This is a genomic window from Kinneretia sp. DJ1R-11, assembly GCF_025717595.1.
Lineage (GTDB): Bacteria > Pseudomonadota > Gammaproteobacteria > Burkholderiales > Burkholderiaceae_C > Paucibacter_A.
This window is the reverse complement of sequence record NZ_JAJIRR010000015.1, coordinates 81,683-101,329: the sequence shown is the minus strand read 5'-3', so window position 1 is coordinate 101,329 and position 19,647 is coordinate 81,683. Positions and strand designations below refer to the sequence as shown.

19 protein-coding genes and 1 tRNA gene are annotated in these 19,647 nt (G+C 65.4%); 10 read left to right on the top strand and 10 right to left on the bottom strand.

Translation table 11 applies throughout. The features are described from left to right. Positions 1-21: 21 nt before the first annotated feature. Both LNV23_RS20755 and LNV23_RS20750 read left to right on the top strand, forming a co-directional pair. Positions 22-1,173: a metallophosphoesterase family protein gene (locus LNV23_RS20755; protein ID WP_263564738.1), complete on the top strand. Its 1,152-nt coding sequence runs from the start codon at positions 22-24 to the stop codon at positions 1,171-1,173. Continuing rightward, positions 1,170-3,842 carry an AAA family ATPase gene (locus tag LNV23_RS20750; protein ID WP_263564737.1) on the top strand — a complete coding sequence of 891 codons (2,673 nt, stop codon included), beginning with the start codon at positions 1,170-1,172 and terminating at the stop codon, positions 3,840-3,842. The genes LNV23_RS20755 and LNV23_RS20750 overlap by 4 nt, the downstream gene beginning before the upstream one ends. A gap of 178 nt (positions 3,843-4,020) precedes the next feature. Here LNV23_RS20750 and LNV23_RS20745 read toward each other — a convergent pair. Then, positions 4,021-4,097 (bottom strand) — tRNA-Pro (locus tag LNV23_RS20745). A 58-nt stretch (positions 4,098-4,155) separates the two neighbouring features. Next, entirely contained in the window at positions 4,156-5,085 is a 930-nt protein-coding gene (gene ispB / locus LNV23_RS20740; protein ID WP_263517167.1) for an octaprenyl diphosphate synthase, read from the bottom strand. Between the two features lie 351 nt (positions 5,086-5,436). Here ispB and rplU point away from each other — a divergent pair, with 351 nt between their 5' ends. From rplU to proB, 4 genes are all read left to right on the top strand, one after another. After that, complete coding sequence (gene rplU, locus LNV23_RS20735) at positions 5,437-5,748, top strand: 50S ribosomal protein L21 (protein WP_263516960.1); 312 nt, start codon at positions 5,437-5,439, stop codon at positions 5,746-5,748. A gap of 49 nt (positions 5,749-5,797) precedes the next feature. Continuing rightward, complete coding sequence (gene rpmA, locus LNV23_RS20730) at positions 5,798-6,055, top strand: 50S ribosomal protein L27 (RefSeq protein ID WP_263516961.1); 258 nt, start codon at positions 5,798-5,800, stop codon at positions 6,053-6,055. A gap of 178 nt (positions 6,056-6,233) precedes the next feature. Continuing rightward, on the top strand, positions 6,234-7,334 hold the full coding sequence (obgE, locus tag LNV23_RS20725; RefSeq protein ID WP_263564736.1) for a GTPase ObgE: 1,101 nt from the start codon (positions 6,234-6,236) through the stop codon (positions 7,332-7,334). After that, positions 7,331-8,449 carry a glutamate 5-kinase gene (proB, locus tag LNV23_RS20720; RefSeq protein WP_263564735.1) on the top strand — a complete coding sequence of 373 codons (1,119 nt, stop codon included), beginning with the start codon at positions 7,331-7,333 and terminating at the stop codon, positions 8,447-8,449. The genes obgE and proB overlap by 4 nt, the downstream gene beginning before the upstream one ends. Positions 8,450-8,543: 94 nt before the next feature. Here proB and LNV23_RS20715 read toward each other — a convergent pair whose 3' ends face one another. Next, positions 8,544-9,143, bottom strand: a complete 600-nt coding sequence (locus LNV23_RS20715; protein WP_263564734.1) for an RNA pyrophosphohydrolase — start codon at positions 9,141-9,143, stop codon at positions 8,544-8,546. Between the two features lie 164 nt (positions 9,144-9,307). On the opposite strand from LNV23_RS20715, the gene LNV23_RS20710 reads away from it, so the two are divergent. The 3 genes from LNV23_RS20710 to LNV23_RS20700 are packed head-to-tail and all read left to right on the top strand — an operon-like array spanning position 9,308 to position 12,889. Beyond that, complete coding sequence (locus tag LNV23_RS20710; protein ID WP_263564733.1) at positions 9,308-11,050, top strand: proline--tRNA ligase; 1,743 nt, start codon at positions 9,308-9,310, stop codon at positions 11,048-11,050. Beyond that, positions 11,047-12,216 carry a DUF418 domain-containing protein gene (locus LNV23_RS20705; RefSeq protein ID WP_263564732.1) on the top strand — a complete coding sequence of 390 codons (1,170 nt, stop codon included), beginning with the start codon at positions 11,047-11,049 and terminating at the stop codon, positions 12,214-12,216. The genes LNV23_RS20710 and LNV23_RS20705 overlap by 4 nt, the downstream gene beginning before the upstream one ends. Before the next feature lie 34 nt (positions 12,217-12,250). Beyond that, positions 12,251-12,889 carry a lytic transglycosylase domain-containing protein gene (locus LNV23_RS20700; RefSeq protein ID WP_263564731.1) on the top strand — a complete coding sequence of 213 codons (639 nt, stop codon included), beginning with the start codon at positions 12,251-12,253 and terminating at the stop codon, positions 12,887-12,889. A gap of 11 nt (positions 12,890-12,900) precedes the next feature. Here LNV23_RS20700 and LNV23_RS20695 read toward each other — a convergent pair whose 3' ends face one another. From LNV23_RS20695 to hemA, 6 genes are all read right to left on the bottom strand, one after another. After that, positions 12,901-13,470, bottom strand: coding sequence for a UbiX family flavin prenyltransferase (locus tag LNV23_RS20695; protein WP_263516968.1), 570 nt, complete (start codon positions 13,468-13,470; stop codon positions 12,901-12,903). Positions 13,471-13,488: 18 nt separating this feature from the next. Then, positions 13,489-13,800: a Grx4 family monothiol glutaredoxin gene (grxD, locus tag LNV23_RS20690; RefSeq protein ID WP_263564730.1), complete on the bottom strand. Its 312-nt coding sequence runs from the start codon at positions 13,798-13,800 to the stop codon at positions 13,489-13,491. A 61-nt stretch (positions 13,801-13,861) separates the two neighbouring features. Continuing rightward, a complete protein-coding gene (locus LNV23_RS20685) occupies positions 13,862-14,458 on the bottom strand; it encodes a hypothetical protein (RefSeq protein ID WP_263564729.1) in 597 nt (198 codons plus the stop codon). 109 nt (positions 14,459-14,567) lie between these two features. Beyond that, positions 14,568-15,404, bottom strand: a complete 837-nt coding sequence (gene prmC / locus LNV23_RS20680; protein ID WP_263564728.1) for a peptide chain release factor N(5)-glutamine methyltransferase — start codon at positions 15,402-15,404, stop codon at positions 14,568-14,570. Then, positions 15,401-16,486 carry a peptide chain release factor 1 gene (gene prfA, locus LNV23_RS20675; protein WP_263564727.1) on the bottom strand — a complete coding sequence of 362 codons (1,086 nt, stop codon included), beginning with the start codon at positions 16,484-16,486 and terminating at the stop codon, positions 15,401-15,403. The genes prmC and prfA overlap by 4 nt, the downstream gene beginning before the upstream one ends. Before the next feature lie 79 nt (positions 16,487-16,565). Then, positions 16,566-17,876 carry a glutamyl-tRNA reductase gene (hemA, locus tag LNV23_RS20670; RefSeq protein WP_263564726.1) on the bottom strand — a complete coding sequence of 437 codons (1,311 nt, stop codon included), beginning with the start codon at positions 17,874-17,876 and terminating at the stop codon, positions 16,566-16,568. Positions 17,877-18,001: 125 nt separating this feature from the next. Between hemA and LNV23_RS20665 the strand changes: the two genes are divergently transcribed. Then, positions 18,002-18,280 (top strand): hypothetical protein, encoded by a 279-nt coding sequence (locus tag LNV23_RS20665; RefSeq protein ID WP_263564725.1) that lies wholly within the window; start codon positions 18,002-18,004, stop codon positions 18,278-18,280. Here LNV23_RS20665 and miaB read toward each other — a convergent pair. Further along, positions 18,264-19,628, bottom strand: coding sequence for a tRNA (N6-isopentenyl adenosine(37)-C2)-methylthiotransferase MiaB (gene miaB / locus LNV23_RS20660; RefSeq protein ID WP_263564724.1), 1,365 nt, complete (start codon positions 19,626-19,628; stop codon positions 18,264-18,266). The two genes, LNV23_RS20665 and miaB, sit on opposite strands and share 17 nt — an antisense overlap. Positions 19,629-19,647 lie beyond the last annotated feature (19 nt).

Genomic DNA, 19,647 nt, shown 5'->3' with positions numbered 1-19,647 from the left:
CTTTTTTCACCCCCGCAGCCCATGCCCAGATTCCTGCACACCGCCGATTGGCAGATCGGCCGCTTGTTCAGCAGCTTCGATCCCGAGGATGCCTTGCCCCTGGCCGAGGCGCGCTTGGCGGCCGTGGAGCGGCTGGCCGCATTGGCCTGTACGCACGAGGTCGATGCGGTGCTGGTGGCTGGCGATGTGTTCGATGCGCAGACGGTGTCGGAGCGCACGATTCGCCGCATGTTCAATGCCATGGCGGGCTTCAGCGGACCCTGGGTGCTGATCTCGGGCAACCACGATGCGGCCCTGGCCGAAAGCGTGTGGACGCGTGCGCAGCGCCTGGGCGCGGTGCCTGCCCATGTGCATCTGGCCCTGCGGCCTGAGCCCTTGCTGCTGGAGGCCTGCCGCACGGCCATCCTGCCGGCACCGCTGAGCCAACGCCACACTTACGGGGACAGCACGGCCTGGTTCGACGCGGCCGAAACACCGGCGGGCTGGCTGCGCCTGGGCCTGGCGCATGGCAGCGTGCAAGGCATCCTGGCCGAATCCATGGTCGACGCGACCAACCCGATCGCACCGGACCGCGCGGCGCGTGCGCGCCTGGACTACCTGGCCCTGGGCGACTGGCATGGCGGCAAGCGCATCGAGGCCCGCTGCTGGTACAGCGGCACGCCCGAGCCCGATCGGTTCAAGGCCAATGAGTCGGGGCAAGCCTTGCTGGTGGAGATCGATGCGCCCGGTGCAGAGCCGCGCGTGTTGGCGCTGCGCACGGCGCAGTTCGACTGGCTGGAGCTGTCCGCCAGCCTGCGTGTAGCCAGCGATCTGGACGGCTTGCTGCAGCGCCTGGAGGCCTTGCCGGCCCACACCGTGCTGAGCTTGCAGCTCGAAGGCCAGCTGGCGCTGGACCTGCATCAGCGCTTGAATGCCGCACTGGCCGTCTTGCGCGGGCGCCTGCGCCACCTGAGCGTGGAGGCCTCGGCCCTGAGCCTGGCGCCGACCGACGAGGACATCGCCGCCCTGCAGGCCGATGGCTATCTGGCCGAGGTCATTGCGGAGCTGCGCGAGCTGGGAACTGCCGGCACGGCTTCGACCTCGGAGGAACCTGGCGAGGCCGAGATCGCCCGCGAGGCCCTGGCCTTGCTGACTGCTGCTCTGGCCCAGCGCCGCACGGAGTTGTCGGCATGAGCGCGCCTCTGCAACTGAGCCGCCTGCGCGTCGAGCAGCTGCGGCAGTTCCGGCAAGGATTCGAGCTGGCGAACCTGCAGCCCGGCCTCAACATCTTTTGCGGCCCGAACGAGGCGGGCAAGAGCAGCTTGGTGCGCGCCATCCGTGCCGCGTTTTTTGAGCGGCACCGCTCTTCGGCCGTGGGCGATCTGCTGCCCTGGGGCGACAGCAGCGCCGCGCCCAGCGTGGAGCTGGACTTTGCTTTTGACGGCCACCAGTACCGTCTGGCCAAGAGTTTTGGCAAACGGCCGCGCTGCGACTTGCGCATCGATGCTCGGGGCCTGGAGGGCGCCGAGGCCGAGGACCATCTGGCCCAGCTCTTTGGTTACGGCTTCGCCAGCCGCGGCGCCAGCAAGACCGAGCATTGGGGCATACCGGGTCTGCTCTGGGTGGAGCAGGGCACGGGCCAGGACCTGCGCGAGGCGGCCCAGCATGCCCGCGAACACCTGCACGGCGCCTTGCAAAGCCAGGCCGAGCGCCTGGGGCAGGGCGCAGCCGCCCAGGTCGCGGCCAGCGGCGGCGATGCGCTGCTCAGCGAGCTGCGCGCCCAGCGCGGCGAGCTGCTCACGGCCACCGGCAAGCCTCGCGCTGAGCTGGAGCAGGCCGCCCAGCGGGTGCAGGCCTTGCAACAATCGCTGCAGGACCTGGACCTGCAGATCGCCCGTTACCGCGAGGATGTGGACCGCCTGGCCCACTTGCGCAGCCAGCACCAGCGCGATGAGCAGGAGCGGCCCTGGGAGCAGCTGCAACAGCAGTTGCTGCAGGCCCAGCAGGCGCAGACCGCTTTGCAGCAGAGCGAGCAGCAGCTGGGCGAGGCCCGCCAGCGCCTGAGCCAGCTTCAGAATCAGCAGCAACTGCTGCAGCGGCAGCTGCAGGCTTTTGCCGAACAGGAACGGGCTGCCACCCAGCGCGAGCAGGCCTTGGCTCAGGCCAGCGAACAGCTGCTGCGAGCGCAGGCTAGTCTGGCCCCGGCGCGCGAGCAGTTCAAGCACAGCAGCGCCCAGGTGCGCCAGGCCCAGGTCCAGTTGCAACATGCGCGGCAAGCCGAAATCGCGCGCCAGACCCGGCAGCAGCTGGAAGCAGCGCAGCATCAGCAAGCCCGCTCGATCGAGGCCTTGCAACACGCCGAGGCCGCCCAGCAGCGCGTGGCTGCGCTGCGTGCGCCGCAGGCGCAGCAGCGGCCGCTCACCAAGACCGACCTGGATACCTTGCGCAAGCTGGATCAGCGTCTGCGCGAGCTGAGTTTGCAGCGCCAGGCCTTGGCCACCAGGCTGGAGTTCAAGCTGGATGCGGGCCAGCAGCTGCGTTTGCGCCAGGAGGGGCAGACCGAGGCGGAATCACTCGCGGGCCAGGGTCAGGTCTTGCTGGCCGCGCCAGGGGTGCTCGAGCTTCCGGGCCTGGGCCGCTTGCGCATCACGCCGGGCGGCCAGGATCTGGACGGTCTGGAGGCTCGCTGGAGCGAGGCGCGGGTAGAGCATGCCGCGGCGATGGAGCGTTTGGGTGTGCATGACCTGGCCGAGGCCGAGAGTCGGTATGCCGCTCAGCAGGAAGCCTTGGCCCAGCTCAAGCTGGCCGAGCAGGCTCTGGCCTTGAGCGCGCCTCAGGGCCTGGCACGGCTGCAGCAGGAGCAGGCAGATCTGCAGGCTCGGCTCTTGGTTTTGCAGGATGCGCTGGCGCAGCAGGCCGCCGGTGAAGCGACGACGGCCCTCAGCTTGGCTGAGGCTGAATCTGCGCTCGACGCGGCCCAGCGTCTGGAAGATGCGGCCCGCCAGCAGCTTGGCCGCTTGGAGCAGCAGCACAGCGCGATGGAGGCCCAGCAGCAGCAAGCGCAGCGCGAGTTGGAACTGGCCCGCGCTCAGTTGACCGAGCCCGGGCGACTGGGGCGGCAGCGCGAGCATCAGCAGCAGTGGCTGGCCGGTGAGACTGAGTTGTCGGCCCTGACCGCACGCATTGAAGCTTTGCAAGTCAGCCTGGACCGCGCGCGGCCGGACATCGTCCAGCAAGACATCGCGCGCCTGCAGCGCAGCGTTCAGCAACTGCAGCAGGCCCATCAGGAGCTTGCGGTGCAGATCCAGCTGATCGAGCAGAGTCTGCAGCAGGCCGGCGCGCAGGGCTTGGACGAGCAGCGCGAGCAAAGCGCCGGGGATCTGGCGCGTGCCCAGCGCCGCTGGCATGAGCTGCGGCTGCGCGCCGCTGCACTCGATCTGCTCTGCCGAAAGCTCGACGGCAAACGACAGGCCAGCCTGGCCCGCCTGCAAGCACCGCTGCAGCAGCATTTGCAGCGCTATGTGCAATTGCTGTTCCCAGATGCCCGGCTCGATGTGGATGAGGGCTTGACGCCGGGCTTGCTCCAGCGCGGCGTGGAGAGCGGCGATTTCGAAGCACTGAGCTTTGGCGCTCGCGAGCAGCTGGGGCTGATCAGCCGCTTTGCCTATGCCGACCTCTTGCAAGAAGCCGGCCGGCCGACCTTGCTTATCCTCGACGACGCTTTGGTGCACAGCGACGCCCAGCGCCTGGCGCAGATGAAGCGCGTGATCTTCGACGCCGCGCAGCGCCACCAGCTGCTGCTCTTCACCTGCCATCCCGAGGACTGGCGCGATCTCGGCGTCGCCCAGCGCAGCCTGCGCTGATCTCCAGCGGCCTGGGCGTGATCGCTGCGCCAGGGCCGCTGTGCTGCAGCAGAAGCAGAAAAGGGGAGCCAGAAACAAAAAACGCTGCGAATGCAGCGTTGGATGTGTGTGGCTTGGAGGGCTGCGGGTTTCGCGGAACCGATCTGCCTCATCGCAGGGGTTTGAACAAGAAAATAACTGGTCGGGGTGAGAGGATTCGAACCTCCGGCCTCTACGTCCCGAACGTAGCGCTCTACCAGGCTAAGCTACACCCCGATTTGTTTTTCTGACTTGTTCATTCTGCCGCTCTGCGCAGGTGCTTTTTAAACGGGGTTTAAAAGGACCGCTCAACCGACTGAGCCGCAAATTCTAGCAGAGATTCTTGCCACTTGCTAGCGGGCAGCAAATTCAGGCAGTCGCGGGCCAGTTTCGCTTCGGCGCGGGCGGCTTCGCGCGTGGCCTCTAACGCACCGGTTGTGCGGACGATTTCCACGATCTCGCTCAGGCGCTCCAGCTCGCCGTGCTCGATGGCATGGCGGATCAGGGTGCGTTGCTCCGGGCTGCCGCGCTCCATGGCGATCAGCAGGGGCAGGGTGGTCTTGCCTTCACGCAGGTCATCGCCGACGTTCTTGCCCAGAGCCTGGCTGTCGCCCTCGTAATCGAGCACATCGTCGATCAGCTGGAAGGCGGTGCCCAAGGCGCGGCCGTAGCCGGCGCAGGCTTCTTCCACTTCGGATGAGGCGTCGGCCAGCACGGCGCCAAGGCGGGCGCTGGCTTCAAAGAGCTTGGCGGTCTTGTAGCGGATCACGCGCAGATAGCTGTCGACCGTGATGTCCGGGTCGTGCATGTTCATCAGCTGCAGCACTTCACCCTCGGCAATCACATTGGTCGCCTCCGCCAGCACTTCCAGCACGCGCATGCGGTTCACCGACACCATCATCTGGAAGGCGCGCGAGTAAAGGAAATCGCCCACCAGCACGCTGGCGGCGTTGCCGAACAGGGCATTGGCAGTTTGTTTGCCGCGGCGCAGCGAGGATTCATCGACGACATCGTCATGCAGCAGCGTGGCGGTGTGAATGAACTCGATCACGGCGGCCAGCTCAAAGCGCTCCGGCTTGTCGTAGCCCAGGGCGTTGGCGAACAGCAGCACCAGCTTGGGGCGGATGCGCTTGCCACCGGCGTGAACGATATAGCCCGCAATCTGGTTGATCAGCGCGACGTCAGAGCCAAGCCGGCGGCCGATGACGGCGTCGACTTCGAGCATCTCGGCGTTCAGCGTGGCAAGGGCCTCGCTCAGCACGGGCTTGGGGGAGGGGGACGAAGCAGGCGCAGCGTGCACTCTCGGCTCTCAATTTGGCGAAGCTGTGATTATAGGAACAGCGTCGCACTGCTCGCCTCAAGCGGCGCGCGGCCAGCGCGCCCTCCGGCCGCGGCGCGGCTGGGAGGGGACAGCGGTGAAGCCCGGCTTGTGGGGTTCGCTGCCCCGTGCTACACTCGCGGGCTCTGCGCAGTTCATGCTGCAGAGTTAGGCCTGTACGGGCGAAAGCCGAAAGAGCGGTTCCGGGTGATCGGATGCTGCTCCGATAGTGCAGGTGGTTTAATTGAAAGGGCTGATATGTACGCGGTCATAAAAACCGGCGGCAAGCAATACAAAGTTGCGGCTGGCGAAAAGATCAAGATAGAACAGATTGCTGCGGATGTTGGCCAAGAGATTGTGATCGACCAAGTTTTGGCTGTCGGCAACGGCGCTGAACTGAAGGTTGGCACTCCCTTGGTTGCTGGCGCTAGCATCACTGCCACGGTTGTGGCTCACGGTAAGCACGACAAAGTGCGCATCTTCAAGCTGCGTCGTCGTAAGCATTACAAGAAGAGTCAAGGCCATCGCCAGACCTACACCGAGCTGCAAATCAGCGCGGTGAACGGCTGAGCGGCGGTCAAACGCTAACTTCTTCGCCAACAGTTCAAGGAGCTAATCCATGGCACAGAAAAAGGGCGGCGGTTCAACACGAAACGGCCGCGACTCCAAACCCAAGATGCTCGGTGTGAAGGCCTACGGCGGCCAGACCATCTCTGCAGGTTCCATCATCGTGCGTCAGCGCGGTACCAAGTTCCATCCCGGCACCAATGTCGGTATCGGCAAGGACCACACGCTGTTTGCACTGGTCGACGGCCAAGTGTCGTTCGCCATCAAGGGTGAAAAGAGCCGCCAGACGGTGTTCGTGACTCCAGTCTGATCGTTTCTTAACGAACACATCGAAGCACAGCGCGGGTGGAGGGCAGCAGCCGGCCACCCGACGCACAAAGCCCCGGCTTGCCGGGGCTTTTGCTTTTTGAGGCTGCATTTGCAATGCCGGGTTTTCACCCGCATTGCCTTACCATCGCCTCAAAAGGCACGGAGCAAGCGACAAGCTTATGAAGTTCATAGACGAAGCCACCATCGATATCGTGGCCGGCAATGGTGGCGCCGGCTGTGCGAGTTTTCGCCGTGAGAAATTCATTCCCTTCGGCGGCCCGGACGGCGGCGACGGCGGCCGTGGCGGCAGCGTGTTCGCGGTCGCTGACAGCAATCTCAACACCCTGATCGATTACCGCTATGCGCGCCGCCATGAGGCCCGCAATGGCGAGGCCGGCCGCGGTTCGGACTGCTATGGCGCCGCCTCCGACGATGTGATCCTGCGCATGCCGGTCGGCACCATCGTGCGCGACCTCGAAACCGACACCGTGATTGCCGAGTTGCTCGAGCCCGGCGAGAAGATCTTGCTCGCCAAGGGCGGCGATGGCGGCTTCGGCAATCTGCATTTCAAGACCAGCACCAACCGCGCCCCGCGTCAGAAGACGCCCGGCTGGCCCGGCGAGGCCAAGAAGGTCAAGTTGGAACTGCGCGTGCTGGCCGATGTCGGCCTGCTCGGCCAGCCCAATGCGGGCAAGTCGACGCTGATCACGGCTGTGTCCAATGCCCGCCCCAAGATCGCCGACTATCCCTTCACCACCCTGCATCCCAATCTCGGCGTGGTGCGTGTGGCGCCGGAGAAGAGCTTTGTGGTCGCCGACATCCCGGGTCTGATCGAGGGCGCGGCCGAAGGTGCCGGCCTGGGTCATCAGTTCCTGCGCCATCTGCAGCGCACGCGTTTGCTGCTGCATGTGGTCGACCTGGCGCCGTTTGATCCGGCCGTGGACCCGGTGGCCGAGGCGAAAGCCATCGTCAATGAGCTCAAGAAGTACGACCAGGAGCTGCACGACAAGCCGCGCTGGTTGGTGCTGAACAAGCTGGACATGGTGCCCGAGGACGAGCGCGCCAAACGCGTCAAGGATTTCGTCAAGCGCTACAAGTGGAAGGGCCCGGTCTTCGAGATCTCGGCCCTGACCCGCGAAGGCTGCCAGCCCCTGATTCACGCCATCTACGACCATGTGGCCACGGCACACAAGGTGCATGTGGAAGTGGACCCGCGCTTCCCGGACGGCAAGCCGGCCAGCGAGGCTGACGTAGCAGACGCAGCGGACGAAAAAGCATGAGCCGCGCGCTTGCGGGCGCGCGCCGCATCGTCGTCAAGGTGGGCTCCAGCCTGGTGACCAATGAAGGCCGTGGTGTTGACGCCGAGGCTATCGGCAATTGGTGCCGTCAATTGGCAGCCCTGGCGGCCGAAGGGCGCGAGGTGGTGATGGTGTCCAGCGGCGCCATTGCCGAGGGCATGAAGCGCCTGGGCTGGACCACCCGTCCCACCGAGTTGCATGAGTTGCAAGCGGCGGCGGCTGTCGGTCAGATGGGCTTGGTCCAGATGTACGAGAGCAAGCTGCGCGAGCATGGCATGGGCAGCGCTCAGGTCTTGCTGACCCATGCTGACTTGGCCGACCGCGAGCGCTACCTCAATGCCCGTTCCACCTTGTTGACCCTGCTGCAGCACCGCGTGCTGCCGGTCATCAACGAGAACGACACGGTCGTCAACGACGAAATCAAGTTCGGCGACAACGACACTTTGGGTGCCCTGGTGGCCAATCTGATCGAGGCCGATGCGCTGGTCATCTTGACCGACCAAAAAGGCTTGTACTCGGCTGACCCGCGCCGCGATCCGAACGCGCAGTTCATTGCCGAGGCGGTGGCGGGCACACCGGAGCTGGAGCAGATGGCCGGCGGCGCTGGATCATCGCTGGGCCGTGGCGGCATGATCACCAAGATTCTGGCTGCCAAGCGTGCGGCTGGCAGTGGCGCCAACACCGTGATTGCCTGGGGCCGCGAGCCCGATGTCTTGCTGCGCCTGGCCGCAGGTGAGGCCATCGGCACTGCTTTGCTGGCCAGCCTGCCCAAGCTGGCGGCGCGCAAGCAATGGATGGTGGACCATCTGCAGCTGCGCGGCGCGGTTGCGGTCGATGCGGGTGCTGTGCTCAAGCTCCAGGGCGAGGGCAAGAGCTTGCTGCCGATCGGTGTGATGGAAGTGCAGGGCGAGTTCCACCGCGGCGATGTGATTGCGGTGCGAGACCCCGAAGGGCGTGAATTGGCGCGCGGCTTGAGCAATTACTCCAGTGCCGAAGCCCGCCTGATCGCCCGCAAGCCTTCGGCCGAGATTGGTCGTGTGCTTGGCTACGCGGCCGAGCCCGAATTGATCCACCGTGACAATCTGGTGCTGCGCTGACTTTCCTGCGGTACTGAAATAGAAAAGCCTGCTGCGACCGCAAGGTCGAGCAGGCTTTTGTCATTTCAGCCTCCGCCTCTGCAGGCGGCAGCGCCTATTCCTGTGCCGCCGTCTTGCCGGCGTCCTGGCCCGTTTCAAGCTGTTGTGGCTCGCCCTGCTGCAGCTCGGCTCGCCCATGCTGCGGACGCATGCCCGAGCGCAGATAGCGGTTGTGGTGGTTGATGCGCGGCAGGTAGCGAGCGAGTTCGGTCAGGGCGTTTTCATAGACGCCGCGCTTGAATTCGATCACCGCATCCAGGGGCACCCAGTAGTCGTTCCAGCGCCAGGCGTCGAACTCGGGGTGATTGGTGGCACGCAGATTCATGTCCGAATCACGGCCGAGCAGCTGCAGCAGGAACCAGATCTGCTTCTGGCCGCGGTAATGGCCACGTGCGTCACGCCGTATGAAGTGGTCGGGCACCTCATAGCGCAGCCAGTCGCGGGTGCGCGCAATGATGCGCACATGGTCGGGCACAAGCCCCACTTCCTCGTGGAGCTCACGGAACATCGCCTGCTCAGGCGTTTCGCCATAATTGATGCCCCCTTGCGGGAACTGCCAGGAATGGGTGCGAATGCGCTTGCCCCAGAACACTTCATTCCTGTGGTTGAGCAGGATGATGCCGACGTTGGGGCGGAACCCTTCACGGTCGAGCATAATCAACCTCGAATCTATAGTTGGTTTGATTATTGCATTGGGATGCCGCCTTGGCATCACTGTCTAACCCGCAAGCCAGCTGCGAATCGATCCGCGCGGTCAGCGCGCACTCCCTTCCACTTTTGAATCCGGTTCGGCCCCCGTGGTCGAGCCCCGCCGCCGCCATGAAAGCCAGCCAGTTTTTCGTCTCCACCCTCAAGGAAGCACCTGCCGATGCGGAAGTTGTCAGCCACAAGCTGATGATGCGCGCCGGCATGATCAAGCGCCTGGGCGCCGGCATTTACAACTACATGCCCATGGGCTTGCGCGTGATCCGCAAGGTCGAGGGCATCATCCGTGAGGAAATGGTGCGCGCCGGTGCGGTGGAGCTGCTGATGCCGGTGGTGCAGCCGGCCGAGCTTTGGCAAGAAACAGGCCGCTTCGACAAGATGGGCCCGGAGCTGATGCGCGTCAAAGACCGCCACGGCCGCGATTTCATCATCCAGCCGACGTCCGAAGAGGTGATGACCGATATCGCCCGCCAGGAGCTGCGCAGCTACAAGCAGCTGCCCAAGAACTTCTTCCACATTCAGACCAAGTTCCGCGACGAGCGCCGCCCGCGCTTCGGCATCATGCGCGGCCGCGAGTTCACCATGAAGGACGCTTACTCCTTCGACCGTGATGTGGCCACCGCCACGCTCAGCTACCAGAACATGTACTCGGCCTACCAGCGCATCTTCGAGCGCTTCGGCCTGCAGTTCCGTGCCGTGGCGGCCGACACCGGTGCCATCGGCGGCGAACTCTCGCACGAATTCCAGGTCATCGCCGACACCGGCGAAGATGCCATCGTCTACTGCCCGAGCAGCGACTACGCTGCCAATATCGAGCTGGCCGAGGGTGTGGCCTTGCTGCCGGCCCGCGGGGATGCGACGCAAGCGCTGCTCAAGACCGCGACACCGGGCAAGAGCACCTGCGAGGACGTGGCTGCATTGCTCGGCCTGCCGCTGACGCAGACGGTCAAGTCCATCGTGCTGGCGGCAGACGAGCTGAACGAGCACGGCGAAGTGGTCAAGAGCGTGGTCTGGCTGCTGTTGCTGCGCGGCGATCACGACATGAACGAAGTCAAGGTCGGCAAGGTCGAAGGCCTGAAGGCCGGCTTCCGCTTCGCTACCGTCAGCGAAATCGAAGCTCATTTCGGCAGCAAGCCGGGCTACCTCGGCCCGATCCAGCTGCTCAAGCCGGTCAAGGTGGTGGCCGATCGCACGGTCGCTTTGATGAGCGATTTCGTCTGTGGCGCCAACGAGGCCGATTTCCACTTCACCGGTGCCAACTGGGGCCGCGATCTGCCCGAGCCGGATCTGATCGCCGACATCCGCAACGTCGTCGCCGGTGACCCCTCGCCGGACGGCCAGGGCGTGCTGGCCATCCAGCGCGGCATCGAAGTCGGCCATGTCTTCCTGCTGGGCACCAAGTATTCGGCCGATATGAAGGCCACCTATCTGGATGAGAACGGCAAGCCTCAACTGATGGTGATGGGCTGCTATGGCATCGGCGTGACCCGCATCCTGGGTGCCGCCATCGAGCAGAACCATGACGAGCGCGGCATCATCTGGCCGGAAGCCATCGCACCGTTCAGCGTCGTCGTTTGCCCGATCGGCATGGATCGCAGCGAGGAGGTCAAGGCCGCTGCTCACAAGCTGCACGACGAGTTGCAAGCCCTGGGCGTGGACGTGCTTCTGGACGATCGCGGCGAGCGTCCCGGCGCCATGTTTGCCGATTGGGAGCTGGTCGGCGTGCCGCACCGCGTGGTGATCTCGGACCGCGGTCTCAAGGAAGGCCTGGTTGAGTACCAGGGCCGCCGCGATGCCGAAGCTCGCAAGCTGAGCCTGGCCGAGGTGCTGGACCTGCTCAAGCCCAAGACGGCGTGACCGTCGCGGCGCTGCAAGCCGCGCCGCCACCGGGCGTGCCGGTGCAGCAGCGTCAGGCGCCGATTGATGGCCTGCGGGCACTGGCGCTGCTGCCCGTCGTTGCCATCAACTGGGTCGGTTATGTCGCACTGCCGGACGGCGGCCCTTTGGTGGCGCCGCAGCCGGCGGATTCGGGTACGGCCCAGGCCGTGCTCGCCCTCATCGCGGCGCTGCTGGCGGGCAAGGGCTTGTGTTTGTTGATCTTTCTGTTTGGCTACAGCCAGGCTGTCTCATTCCGCACCCAGCGAGGTCCTCGCCCTCTTGCTGCCTCTGTTGCGTCAGACCCCGCTCAGCGCCGCGGTCGCCGCATGCGCCGTCTCTTGCTGCTCGGGTTTTTGCATGGCGTGCTGGTCTATTCTGGTGACATCTTGACCGCCTATGCCCTGAGCGGACTGCTGATGCTCCGTGCACCGGCACTGCGTTTGCGTCAGTTGCGGCGGCGCTTGTGGGTGTGGGCCAGTCTTTCGTTGCTGATCATGGCGCTGACCCTGCTCTGGTTTGTATCGGACAGCAGCTTGTTCGCACCCGAGCCACCACGCTCCCTGGCCGCGCCCAATTCCTGGTCTGGCTGGTGGCTGCTCAATGGCAGCCACTATCTGCTGATGCAGCTGGGCGTTGTTGTGCAAGGCCTGCCCTTGTTTCTGGGCTTGATGACGGCGGGCCTGATGGCTGGGCGTTTGCGCCTCTTCACACATGCGCGCTGGCGCCCGCTGTGGGCTGCGTGGGCGCGACGCTGGCTCGTGCCCGGGCTCTTGCTCAATGCCGTCTGGGGTGCCGGCTGGTGCTGGGTCTTGATTGATCAGGATCGTCAGCAGGACGCTGTTTACGGCCTGCTCTCTCTCATTGCGGCGCTGCTTTTGTTGATCGGCCTGGTGCCTTGGTTGCTCGTGCATGGCCAAGGTTGGCTGACTGCCCTGGCGCCGGCCGGGCGCCACACCCTCAGCATGTATGTAGGCAGTTCCTTGCTGAGTCTGGCCTGCTTGAGCGGCGCAGGCTTGGCCCTGCCGCTGGGTACGGTGACCCTGGCGGCTGCGAGCCTTCTGTACTGGGCGCTCTGGCTGGCACTGGCCCGCGGCCTGGGGCCGCGGCGACGTCTGCCTTTGGAGGCCTGGCTGGGCTCCAATTGAACTCACCCACCTGATTGCATCGATTTTGCGAACCATGAATTCACTTGGCACACCCTGGACGCCCGGCCGACGCAGCCTGCTGCTGTCTGCGGGGGCGCTGCTGTGCTTGCCACGGCTGGCCAGCGCCGGTGCTCAGGTCGAGGAGCCGCTGGCCGACGCCGTGCGCTCGGCGCTGTCGGCTTCGGTGGCCAATAGCGCTCCACCCAAGCCGCGCTTCGATCAGATCGACGCTCGCCTGGCCTATCTACGCTGGTTGGGGGCCATGAGTGAGAAGCTCAAGAGTCGCAAGAGCGAGGCACTGACCCGGATCGAGTTTCTCGAGACGATCTGGTACGAATCCAAGCGTGCCGGTCTGGAGCCCAGTCTGGTGCTGGGTTTGGTGCAAGTCGAGAGCGGCTTCCGCAAGTACGCCATCAGCACGGCCGGCGCGCGCGGCTATATGCAGGTCATGCCCTTCTGGGCCAAGCTGATCGGTGACGGCCAAGCCTCACGGCTTTTCCATATGCAGACCAATCTGCGCTTCGGCTGCGTCATCCTGCGCCACTACCTGGACCGCGAACAGGGCGATATGTACCTGGCCCTGGGGCGCTACAACGGCAGCCGCGGCAAGCCCGAGTATCCCCGGGCGGTGTTTGCCTCGCGCCGGCAGTGGTTGATGCCGGGCGAGGTCTGAATCTCAGACCCTCAGGCCTTCAGGCCGGACCAGCGCTTGGGTTCAGCGCCACTCACGCCGGCCAGTTCCAGCACCCGTTCGGCACTCTCGTTGACCAGCTCCGCGATGCTCTGCGGGTGGTGATAGAAGGCCGGCAGCGGTGGAAAGACGATGGCGCCCATTTCCGTGGCGGCCACCATATTGCGCAGATGGGCCAGGTTGAAGGGCGTTTCGCGCACCATCAGGATCAGGCGGCGGCGCTCCTTCAGCGTCACATCGGCGGCGCGCGTCAGCAGGTTGTCACCGAAGCCATGGGCTACCGAGGCCAGGGTCTTCATGGAGCAGGGCGCGATCACCATGGCCGCTGTAGCAAAGCTGCCGCTGGCCACACAAGCGCCGACATCGCCGGGCGCGTGGGCGTAGGAGGCCTCAGCCTCTAGGGCCTTGCGGTCCAGGCCCAGCTCATGGTGGGCATTGAGCACCCCCGAAGGCGTGACGATCAGATGCGTTTCCAGGCCCAGTTCGCGGCCGCGCCGCAGCAGGCGCAAGGCATAGGCCGCACCGGTGGCGCCGGTGACGCCGACGACCAGTCTTTGTGTCATTCGGGCTGCGGCCTGGAATCAGGTGCTGAGCAGCTCTTGCAGCTCACCGGCTTCGTACATCTCCATCATGATGTCCGAGCCACCGACGAATTCGCCCTTGATGTAGAGCTGGGGGATGGTCGGCCAATTGGCATATTCCTTGATGCCCTGGCGCACGCCTTCGTCCTCCAGCACATTGAAAGTCTTCAGATCGCTGGCGCCGCTGGCCTTCAGGATCTGAATGGCACGGCCGGAGAAACCGCACATGGGGAATTGCGCCGTACCCTTCATGAACAGCACCACACGGTTGTTCTTGACCAGATCGTCGATGCGCTGTTGAACGTCGTTCATTGTCTTCATGCCCCAAAGTGAAAATCTTGGAGCAATTATCGACCAGGCGGCGCCGGGGCACTCAATAGCTGTAGGACAGCCCGAGTTGCAGCACGGGTTTGAGGCGCAAATCCCGCAGCAACTCTTCGGCGCCGGTGTTGCGGCTCAGGCCCAGGCGCAGGCCACCCAGCGACAGCGGGCCGATCAGACCCAGGTCGGCGCTGAAGCCCCAACCGCCGCGCAAGGACTGGCCGCTGTAGCCGATGCCGAGATAGCTCAGGGAGGGCGCCGCGTCGCCCAGCAGCTGTGTGTCAGGCCGCAGCAGGCTGACGCTGCGCTGGCCGACCGCCAGGCGTTGTCGAAAATCGCGCGTCAATGCCATGCCGGCGCTGCTTTGGGCCAAGCTGGCCGAGCCCATCATCATGCCGCCGGTGGCGCGCAGGCCGCCTGCAAAACCGCCCAGGCCGGAACCGGTCAGGTAGTAGTCGCCCAAGAGATTGGCGCTCAGCAAGCGTGCGCCTTGGCCTTCCAGGCTGCTCAGCTGCACGCGCGCTTGCCAGCGCGTCTGGTCGGCTTGCAGGCCGTGTCCCTCCAGTGCCTGGACGCTGCCGCAGCACAGGGCCAGCAAGCTCAAGGCCAAATTCAGGGGTGCAAACAGGGCCGTTCGGGCGTTTGTCATGGCAGTCTCCTGAAACAGTGGGTTGAACCCATGCTACTGCCTGTGCAGGAAAACACACGCGTCAAATTGCCAGCAATTTGCTGGCAATTGCTAATTTGTGTTGCGTGAATCAGCCAGGCCAGCGTGCGCCGCTGACGCGCGGCTGGCCGCCCAAGTCGTGTCGCAGGCCCACATCGACAAAGCCGCGATCTTGTAGCGCCAGGGCGACCGGCTCGGCCTGGTCGTAGCCATGCTCCAGCAACAGCCAGCCGCCCGGGCTCAGGTGAGCGGGCGCACCTTCGATCAAGGTCATCAGGTCGCTCAGGCCGTCGCCGCCCGGGGTGAGGGCGCTCAGCGGCTCGTGGCGCAGGGCGGGCAGATGTGGGTCCTGGCCGGCGATATAGGGCGGGTTGCTGACGATCAGCTCGAAGCGGCGGCCGCGCAGTGGGTTCCACCAACTGCCCTGCAAGAATTCCACCGCCAGGCCCAGACGCTCGCCATTGCCGCGCGCCACATCGAGCGCACCGGCGCTCAGGTCCACGGCGCTGAGCTCGGCCGCCGGACGGCCGGCCTTGATTGCCAAGGCGATGGCGCCGCTGCCTGTGCCCAGGTCCACCACGCGCGGTGCGGTGCCCAGGCCCGGCAGCAATTCCAGCGCCCAGTCGACCAGGGTCTCGGTGTCGGCGCGTGGGATCAAGGTGTCGCGGCTCAGGCGCAGGCTCAGGCCGTGGAATTCTTTTTCGCCCAGCACATAGGCCAGGGGTAGACCTTCGGCCATCTGCTGCATTTCGCTCGCCAACTGGGCGGCCAGGGCCGGGCTCAGGGCCTCGTCGTCGTGGCTGATCAGCCAGGCGCGGCTTTGCTGCAGGCGTTCGGCCAACAGGATCTGAGCATCACCGCGTTCCAGGCCCAGCTGGCGCGCCAGGGCCAGGGCGGCTTTGACGTCAAGGGGCGGGTTCAGGCTCATGCCCGGCCTTCCTCCAGCAGCGCCAGTTGTTCGGCCGCCTGGGCCGCTTGCAGGCCGGCGGCCACATCGTCGAGGTCGCCGTCCATGATGGCGCCGAGCTTGTACAGCGTCAGGTTGATGCGGTGGTCGGTCAGGCGGCCTTGTGGGAAGTTGTAGGTGCGGATGCGGTCGCTGCGGTCGCCGCTGCCGATCAGGCCCTTGCGGGTGGCGGCTTCCTTGGCGGCGCGTTCGTTCTTGTCCTTGTCGCGCAGGCGGGCGGCCAGCACGGCCATGGCCTTGGCCTTGTTGCGGTGCTGGCTGCGGTCATCCTGGCATTCGGCCACCAGGCCGGTGGGCAGGTGGGTGATGCGGATGGCCGAGTCGGTCTTGTTGACGTGCTGGCCGCCGGCGCCGCTGGCGCGGAAGGTGTCGATGCGCAGCTCGGCCGGGTTCAGCGTCACCTCCTCGGCCTCGTCGGGCTCGGGCATCACGGCCACGGTGCAGGCGCTGGTGTGGATGCGGCCCTGCGATTCGGTCGCCGGCACACGCTGCACGCGGTGGCCGCCCGATTCGAACTTGAGCCGGCCGTAGACCCGCTCGCCCTCGATGCGCACCACCAGCTCTTTGTAGCCGCCCAGGTCGGATTCGCTGGCCGAGAGGATCTCGCTGCGCCAGCCTTGGCGTTCGGCGTAGCGCAGGTACATGCGGGCCAGATCGCCGGCAAAGAGTGCCGATTCATCGCCACCGGCGCCGGCGCGGATTTCCAGAAAGGCCGGGCGCTCGTCGTCGGGGTCGCACGGCAGCAAGGCCAGTTGCAGCGATTCATGCAGGCGCGTGGTGTCGGCCTCGGCAGCGGCGATTTCCTCGCGCGCCATCTCGGCCATCTCGGGATCCTGCAGCAGGCTGCGGGCCTCGTTCAAGTCCGCCTCGCGCTGCAGGTACTGGCGGTACTGGCCGACCAGTTCGGCGGCCTCGGCCTGCTCCTTGGTCAGGGCGCGGTAGCGCTTCATGTCGGCGGCCAGAGAGCCATCGGCCAGCAGCGAATCGAGCTCGCTGAGGCGGAAGGCAAGGCGATCGAACTGCTGGCGCAGGGAGTCTTTCATGGGGAAGCAATCGGCAAAGGCAGAGAACGAGCGGAAGTGGGGCAAGAACCCACAGGGCAGGGGTGTACCTGCTCGGTCGCTAATTCTCGGACGCCGATTTTTCCGGGCTGCGTGCGCTGTTGCGCAGGAACAGGCGCGAGACGGTTTGCGCCAGCTGCAGGCGCTGCTCGCCGTCGACGCTGTGCAGCTCGGCCAGGGCACCGTGCAGCATTTTTTGCGTCAGGCCGCGGGCCAGGGCTTCCATGACTTCGTCGACATCGGCGCCCTTGGCCAGCAGCTTGCGCGCACGGCTCATCTCATGCTCGCGCCAGTCTTCGGCCTGAGCATTGAGGGCCTGGATCAGGGGCACGGTGTGGCGCTGGCCCAGCCAGTGCACAAAGCTCTGCACACCGGTTTCGATGATGGCTTCGGCCTGCTCGACCGCGGCCTGGCGCTTTTCGCCGGCCGACTGCACCAGTGTGGCGAGCTCGTCGACGGTGTAGAGGTAGACATCGTCCAGTTGCGCCACTTCGGGCTCGATGTCGCGCGGTACGGCCAGGTCGACCATGAATATGGGGCGGTGGCGGCGGGCCTTCAGCGCCCGCTCGACGGCACCCAGGCCGATCAGAGGCAGGCTGCTGGCGGTGCAGGAGATCACCGCGTCGAATTCATGCAGGCGCTGCGGCAGGTCGGCCAGGCGCACGGCCTCGGCGCCCAGGCGGGTGGCCAGCTTTTCGCCGCGCTCCAGCGTGCGGTTGGCCACGGCCATGTGCAGCGGTGTCTTGGCGGCGAAATGGGTGGCCACCAGCTCGATCATCTCGCCCGCGCCGACAAAGAGCACGCGGATCTTGCTCAGATCTTCAAACAGCTGGCCGGCCAGGCGCACCGAGGCAGCCGCCATGCTGATGGAGTGGGCGCCGATTTCGGTCGAGCTGCGCACCTCCTTGGCCACCGAGAAGCTGCGCTGGAAGAGCTGGTGCAAGGTGGTGCCGACCGTGCCGGCATCTGTGGCCTCGCGCACGGCCTGCTTCATCTGGCCGAGGATCTGCGGCTCGCCCAGCACCATGGAGTCGAGCCCGCTGGCGACGCGGAAGGCGTGGCGCGCCGCGGCGCTGCCCTCGCGCACATAGGCATGGTCCATCAGCGCGGCCGGGCTGACGCCGCCGACTTGGGCTAGCCAGTCGACAGCGGGCTGCACGCCGGCGCCCGAGCCGGCGACATAGATCTCGGTGCGGTTGCAGGTGGAGAGGATGGTGGCTTCGGCCGGCCCCTTGCTGGCCTTGTGGCCTTGGTTCAGTTGCTCGCGGAACTGCAGCAGGGTGGGGGCCAGTTGCTCGAGCGAGAACGCAAAACGCCCGCGCAGATCCAGGGGCGCGGAGTTGTGGTTCAGACCGAGGGCGAAGACCGTCATGGGTGGATTATAAAATTGACTGACGAGGCGCCTGTGGCCGCAAGGCCATGGATGTGCCTGAAAAGCTTGATGCACATCAAGCAAACCCCGTCCCAACGAACCGCCAGCTTGCGAGCACCGCCACCTTGAATCCCTTGGACGCCTTCTGGCACCTGAGCAATTTCTTCCTGCCCGCCTGGGTCGTTGCCGCCTTGATGGCGGGTGGCGCCAAGCTGCTGTGGCGGCGCGAGCTCAAGGCCCTGGCCTGGCGGCGCTTGACGGTCTGGGGCGGCTGGGGTGGCAGCGCGGGCTTGATCCTGGCTTTGGTGCTGCTGGGCCGGGACGGCAAGATGCTGGGCTATGGGCTGATGCTCTTGGGTATCAGCCTGCCGCAATGCATCCTGAGCTTCAGGCCGGGGCGCTGACGGTCTCCGAGGTCAGCACCTCGGCGCGCAGCGAGTGCGCGAAGGCCTGGGTGATCTTGACGTCCACCAACTGGTTCATCAAACGCGCCTGACCCTTGAAGTTGACGATGCGGTTGCACTCGGTGCGGCCCATCAGTTCGCTGGCGTCTTTGCGGGCATTGCCGGTGACGAGGATGCGCTGGGTCGTGCCGACCATGGTTTCGCTGATTGCCAAAGTGTTGGCCTCGATCACGGCTTGCAGCTCCTGCAGCCGCTTGACCTTCACTTCGTAGGGCGTGGTGTCTTCCAGCGCGGCGGCCGGCGTGCCGGGGCGGGGGCTGAAGATGAAGCTGAAGGACGCATCGAAGCCGATGTCATGCACCAGCTTCATCAGCTTGGCATGGTCTTCTTCGGTCTCGCCGGGGAAGCCGACGATGAAATCGCTGGCGATGCGGATGTCTGGGCGGATGGCACGCAGCTTTTTGATCGTGCTCTTGAACTCGAGGGCGGTGTAGCCGCGCTTCATGGCCATGAGGATGCGGTCGCTGCCATGCTGGACCGGCAGGTGCAGGTGGTTGACCAGCTGCGGCACCTTGCCGTAGGCCTCGATCAAGCGCTGGCTGAACTCGTTCGGGTGGCTGGTGGTGAAGCGCAGGCGTTCGATGCCAGGGATCTCGGCCGCGTACTCGAGCAGCAGGGCCAGGTCGGCAAATTCACTCGTGTCACCCATCTTGCCGCGGTAGGCATTGACGTTCTGGCCCAGCAGATTGAACTCGACCACGCCCTGGTCGGCCAGGCCGGCAATCTCGGTCAGCACATCGTCAAAGGGGCGCGAGACCTCTTCGCCGCGGGTGTAGGGCACGACGCAGTAGCTGCAGTACTTGGAGCAGCCTTCCATGATGGAGACAAAAGCCGAAGCGCCCTCGACCTTGGCCGGCGGCAGGTGGTCGAACTTCTCGATCTCGGGGAAGCTGATGTCCACCTGCGGGCGGCGCTCTTCGCGGCGCGCGGCCAGCATCTGCGGCAGGCGGTGCAGGGTCTGCGGGCCGAAGACCACGTCCACATAGGGTGCGCGTTCGATGATGGCCGCGCCCTCTTGCGAGGCCACGCAGCCGCCCACACCGATCAGCACGCCTTTCTCCTTCAGATGCTTGACGCGGCCCAGGTCGCTGAATACCTTCTCTTGCGCCTTCTCGCGCACTGAGCAGGTGTTGAAGAGGATCAGGTCGGCCTGCTCGACATCGTCGGTCTTCTCGTAGCCCTGGGCGGCGCCCAGCACATCGGCCATCTTGCCCGAGTCGTACTCGTTCATCTGGCAGCCGAAGGTTTTGATGAAGACTTTCTTGGGGGACGGGGTGTTGCTGCTCATGGCGGGACTCAGGAAAAAA

Excerpts from the sequence above, each read along its gene's own strand:
- LNV23_RS20755 (WP_263564738.1), top strand. The coding sequence starts at position 22 with ATGCCCAGATTCCTGCACACCGCCGATTGGCAGATCGGCCGCTTGTTC.
- LNV23_RS20750 (WP_263564737.1), top strand. The coding sequence starts at position 1,170 with ATGAGCGCGCCTCTGCAACTGAGCCGCCTGCGCGTCGAGCAGCTGCGG.
- ispB (WP_263517167.1), bottom strand. The coding sequence starts at position 5,085 with ATGCTCGAAGTCGACGCCGTCATCGGCCGCCGGCTTGGCTCTGACGTC.
- rplU (WP_263516960.1), top strand. The coding sequence starts at position 5,437 with ATGTACGCGGTCATAAAAACCGGCGGCAAGCAATACAAAGTTGCGGCT.
- rpmA (WP_263516961.1), top strand. The coding sequence starts at position 5,798 with ATGGCACAGAAAAAGGGCGGCGGTTCAACACGAAACGGCCGCGACTCC.
- obgE (WP_263564736.1), top strand. The coding sequence starts at position 6,234 with ATGAAGTTCATAGACGAAGCCACCATCGATATCGTGGCCGGCAATGGT.
- proB (WP_263564735.1), top strand. The coding sequence starts at position 7,331 with ATGAGCCGCGCGCTTGCGGGCGCGCGCCGCATCGTCGTCAAGGTGGGC.
- LNV23_RS20715 (WP_263564734.1), bottom strand. The coding sequence starts at position 9,143 with ATGCTCGACCGTGAAGGGTTCCGCCCCAACGTCGGCATCATCCTGCTC.
- LNV23_RS20710 (WP_263564733.1), top strand. The coding sequence starts at position 9,308 with ATGAAAGCCAGCCAGTTTTTCGTCTCCACCCTCAAGGAAGCACCTGCC.
- LNV23_RS20700 (WP_263564731.1), top strand. The coding sequence starts at position 12,251 with ATGAATTCACTTGGCACACCCTGGACGCCCGGCCGACGCAGCCTGCTG.
- LNV23_RS20695 (WP_263516968.1), bottom strand. The coding sequence starts at position 13,470 with ATGACACAAAGACTGGTCGTCGGCGTCACCGGCGCCACCGGTGCGGCC.
- grxD (WP_263564730.1), bottom strand. The coding sequence starts at position 13,800 with ATGAACGACGTTCAACAGCGCATCGACGATCTGGTCAAGAACAACCGT.
- LNV23_RS20685 (WP_263564729.1), bottom strand. The coding sequence starts at position 14,458 with ATGACAAACGCCCGAACGGCCCTGTTTGCACCCCTGAATTTGGCCTTG.
- prmC (WP_263564728.1), bottom strand. The coding sequence starts at position 15,404 with ATGAGCCTGAACCCGCCCCTTGACGTCAAAGCCGCCCTGGCCCTGGCG.
- prfA (WP_263564727.1), bottom strand. The coding sequence starts at position 16,486 with ATGAAAGACTCCCTGCGCCAGCAGTTCGATCGCCTTGCCTTCCGCCTC.
- hemA (WP_263564726.1), bottom strand. The coding sequence starts at position 17,876 with ATGACGGTCTTCGCCCTCGGTCTGAACCACAACTCCGCGCCCCTGGAT.
- miaB (WP_263564724.1), bottom strand. The coding sequence starts at position 19,628 with ATGAGCAGCAACACCCCGTCCCCCAAGAAAGTCTTCATCAAAACCTTC.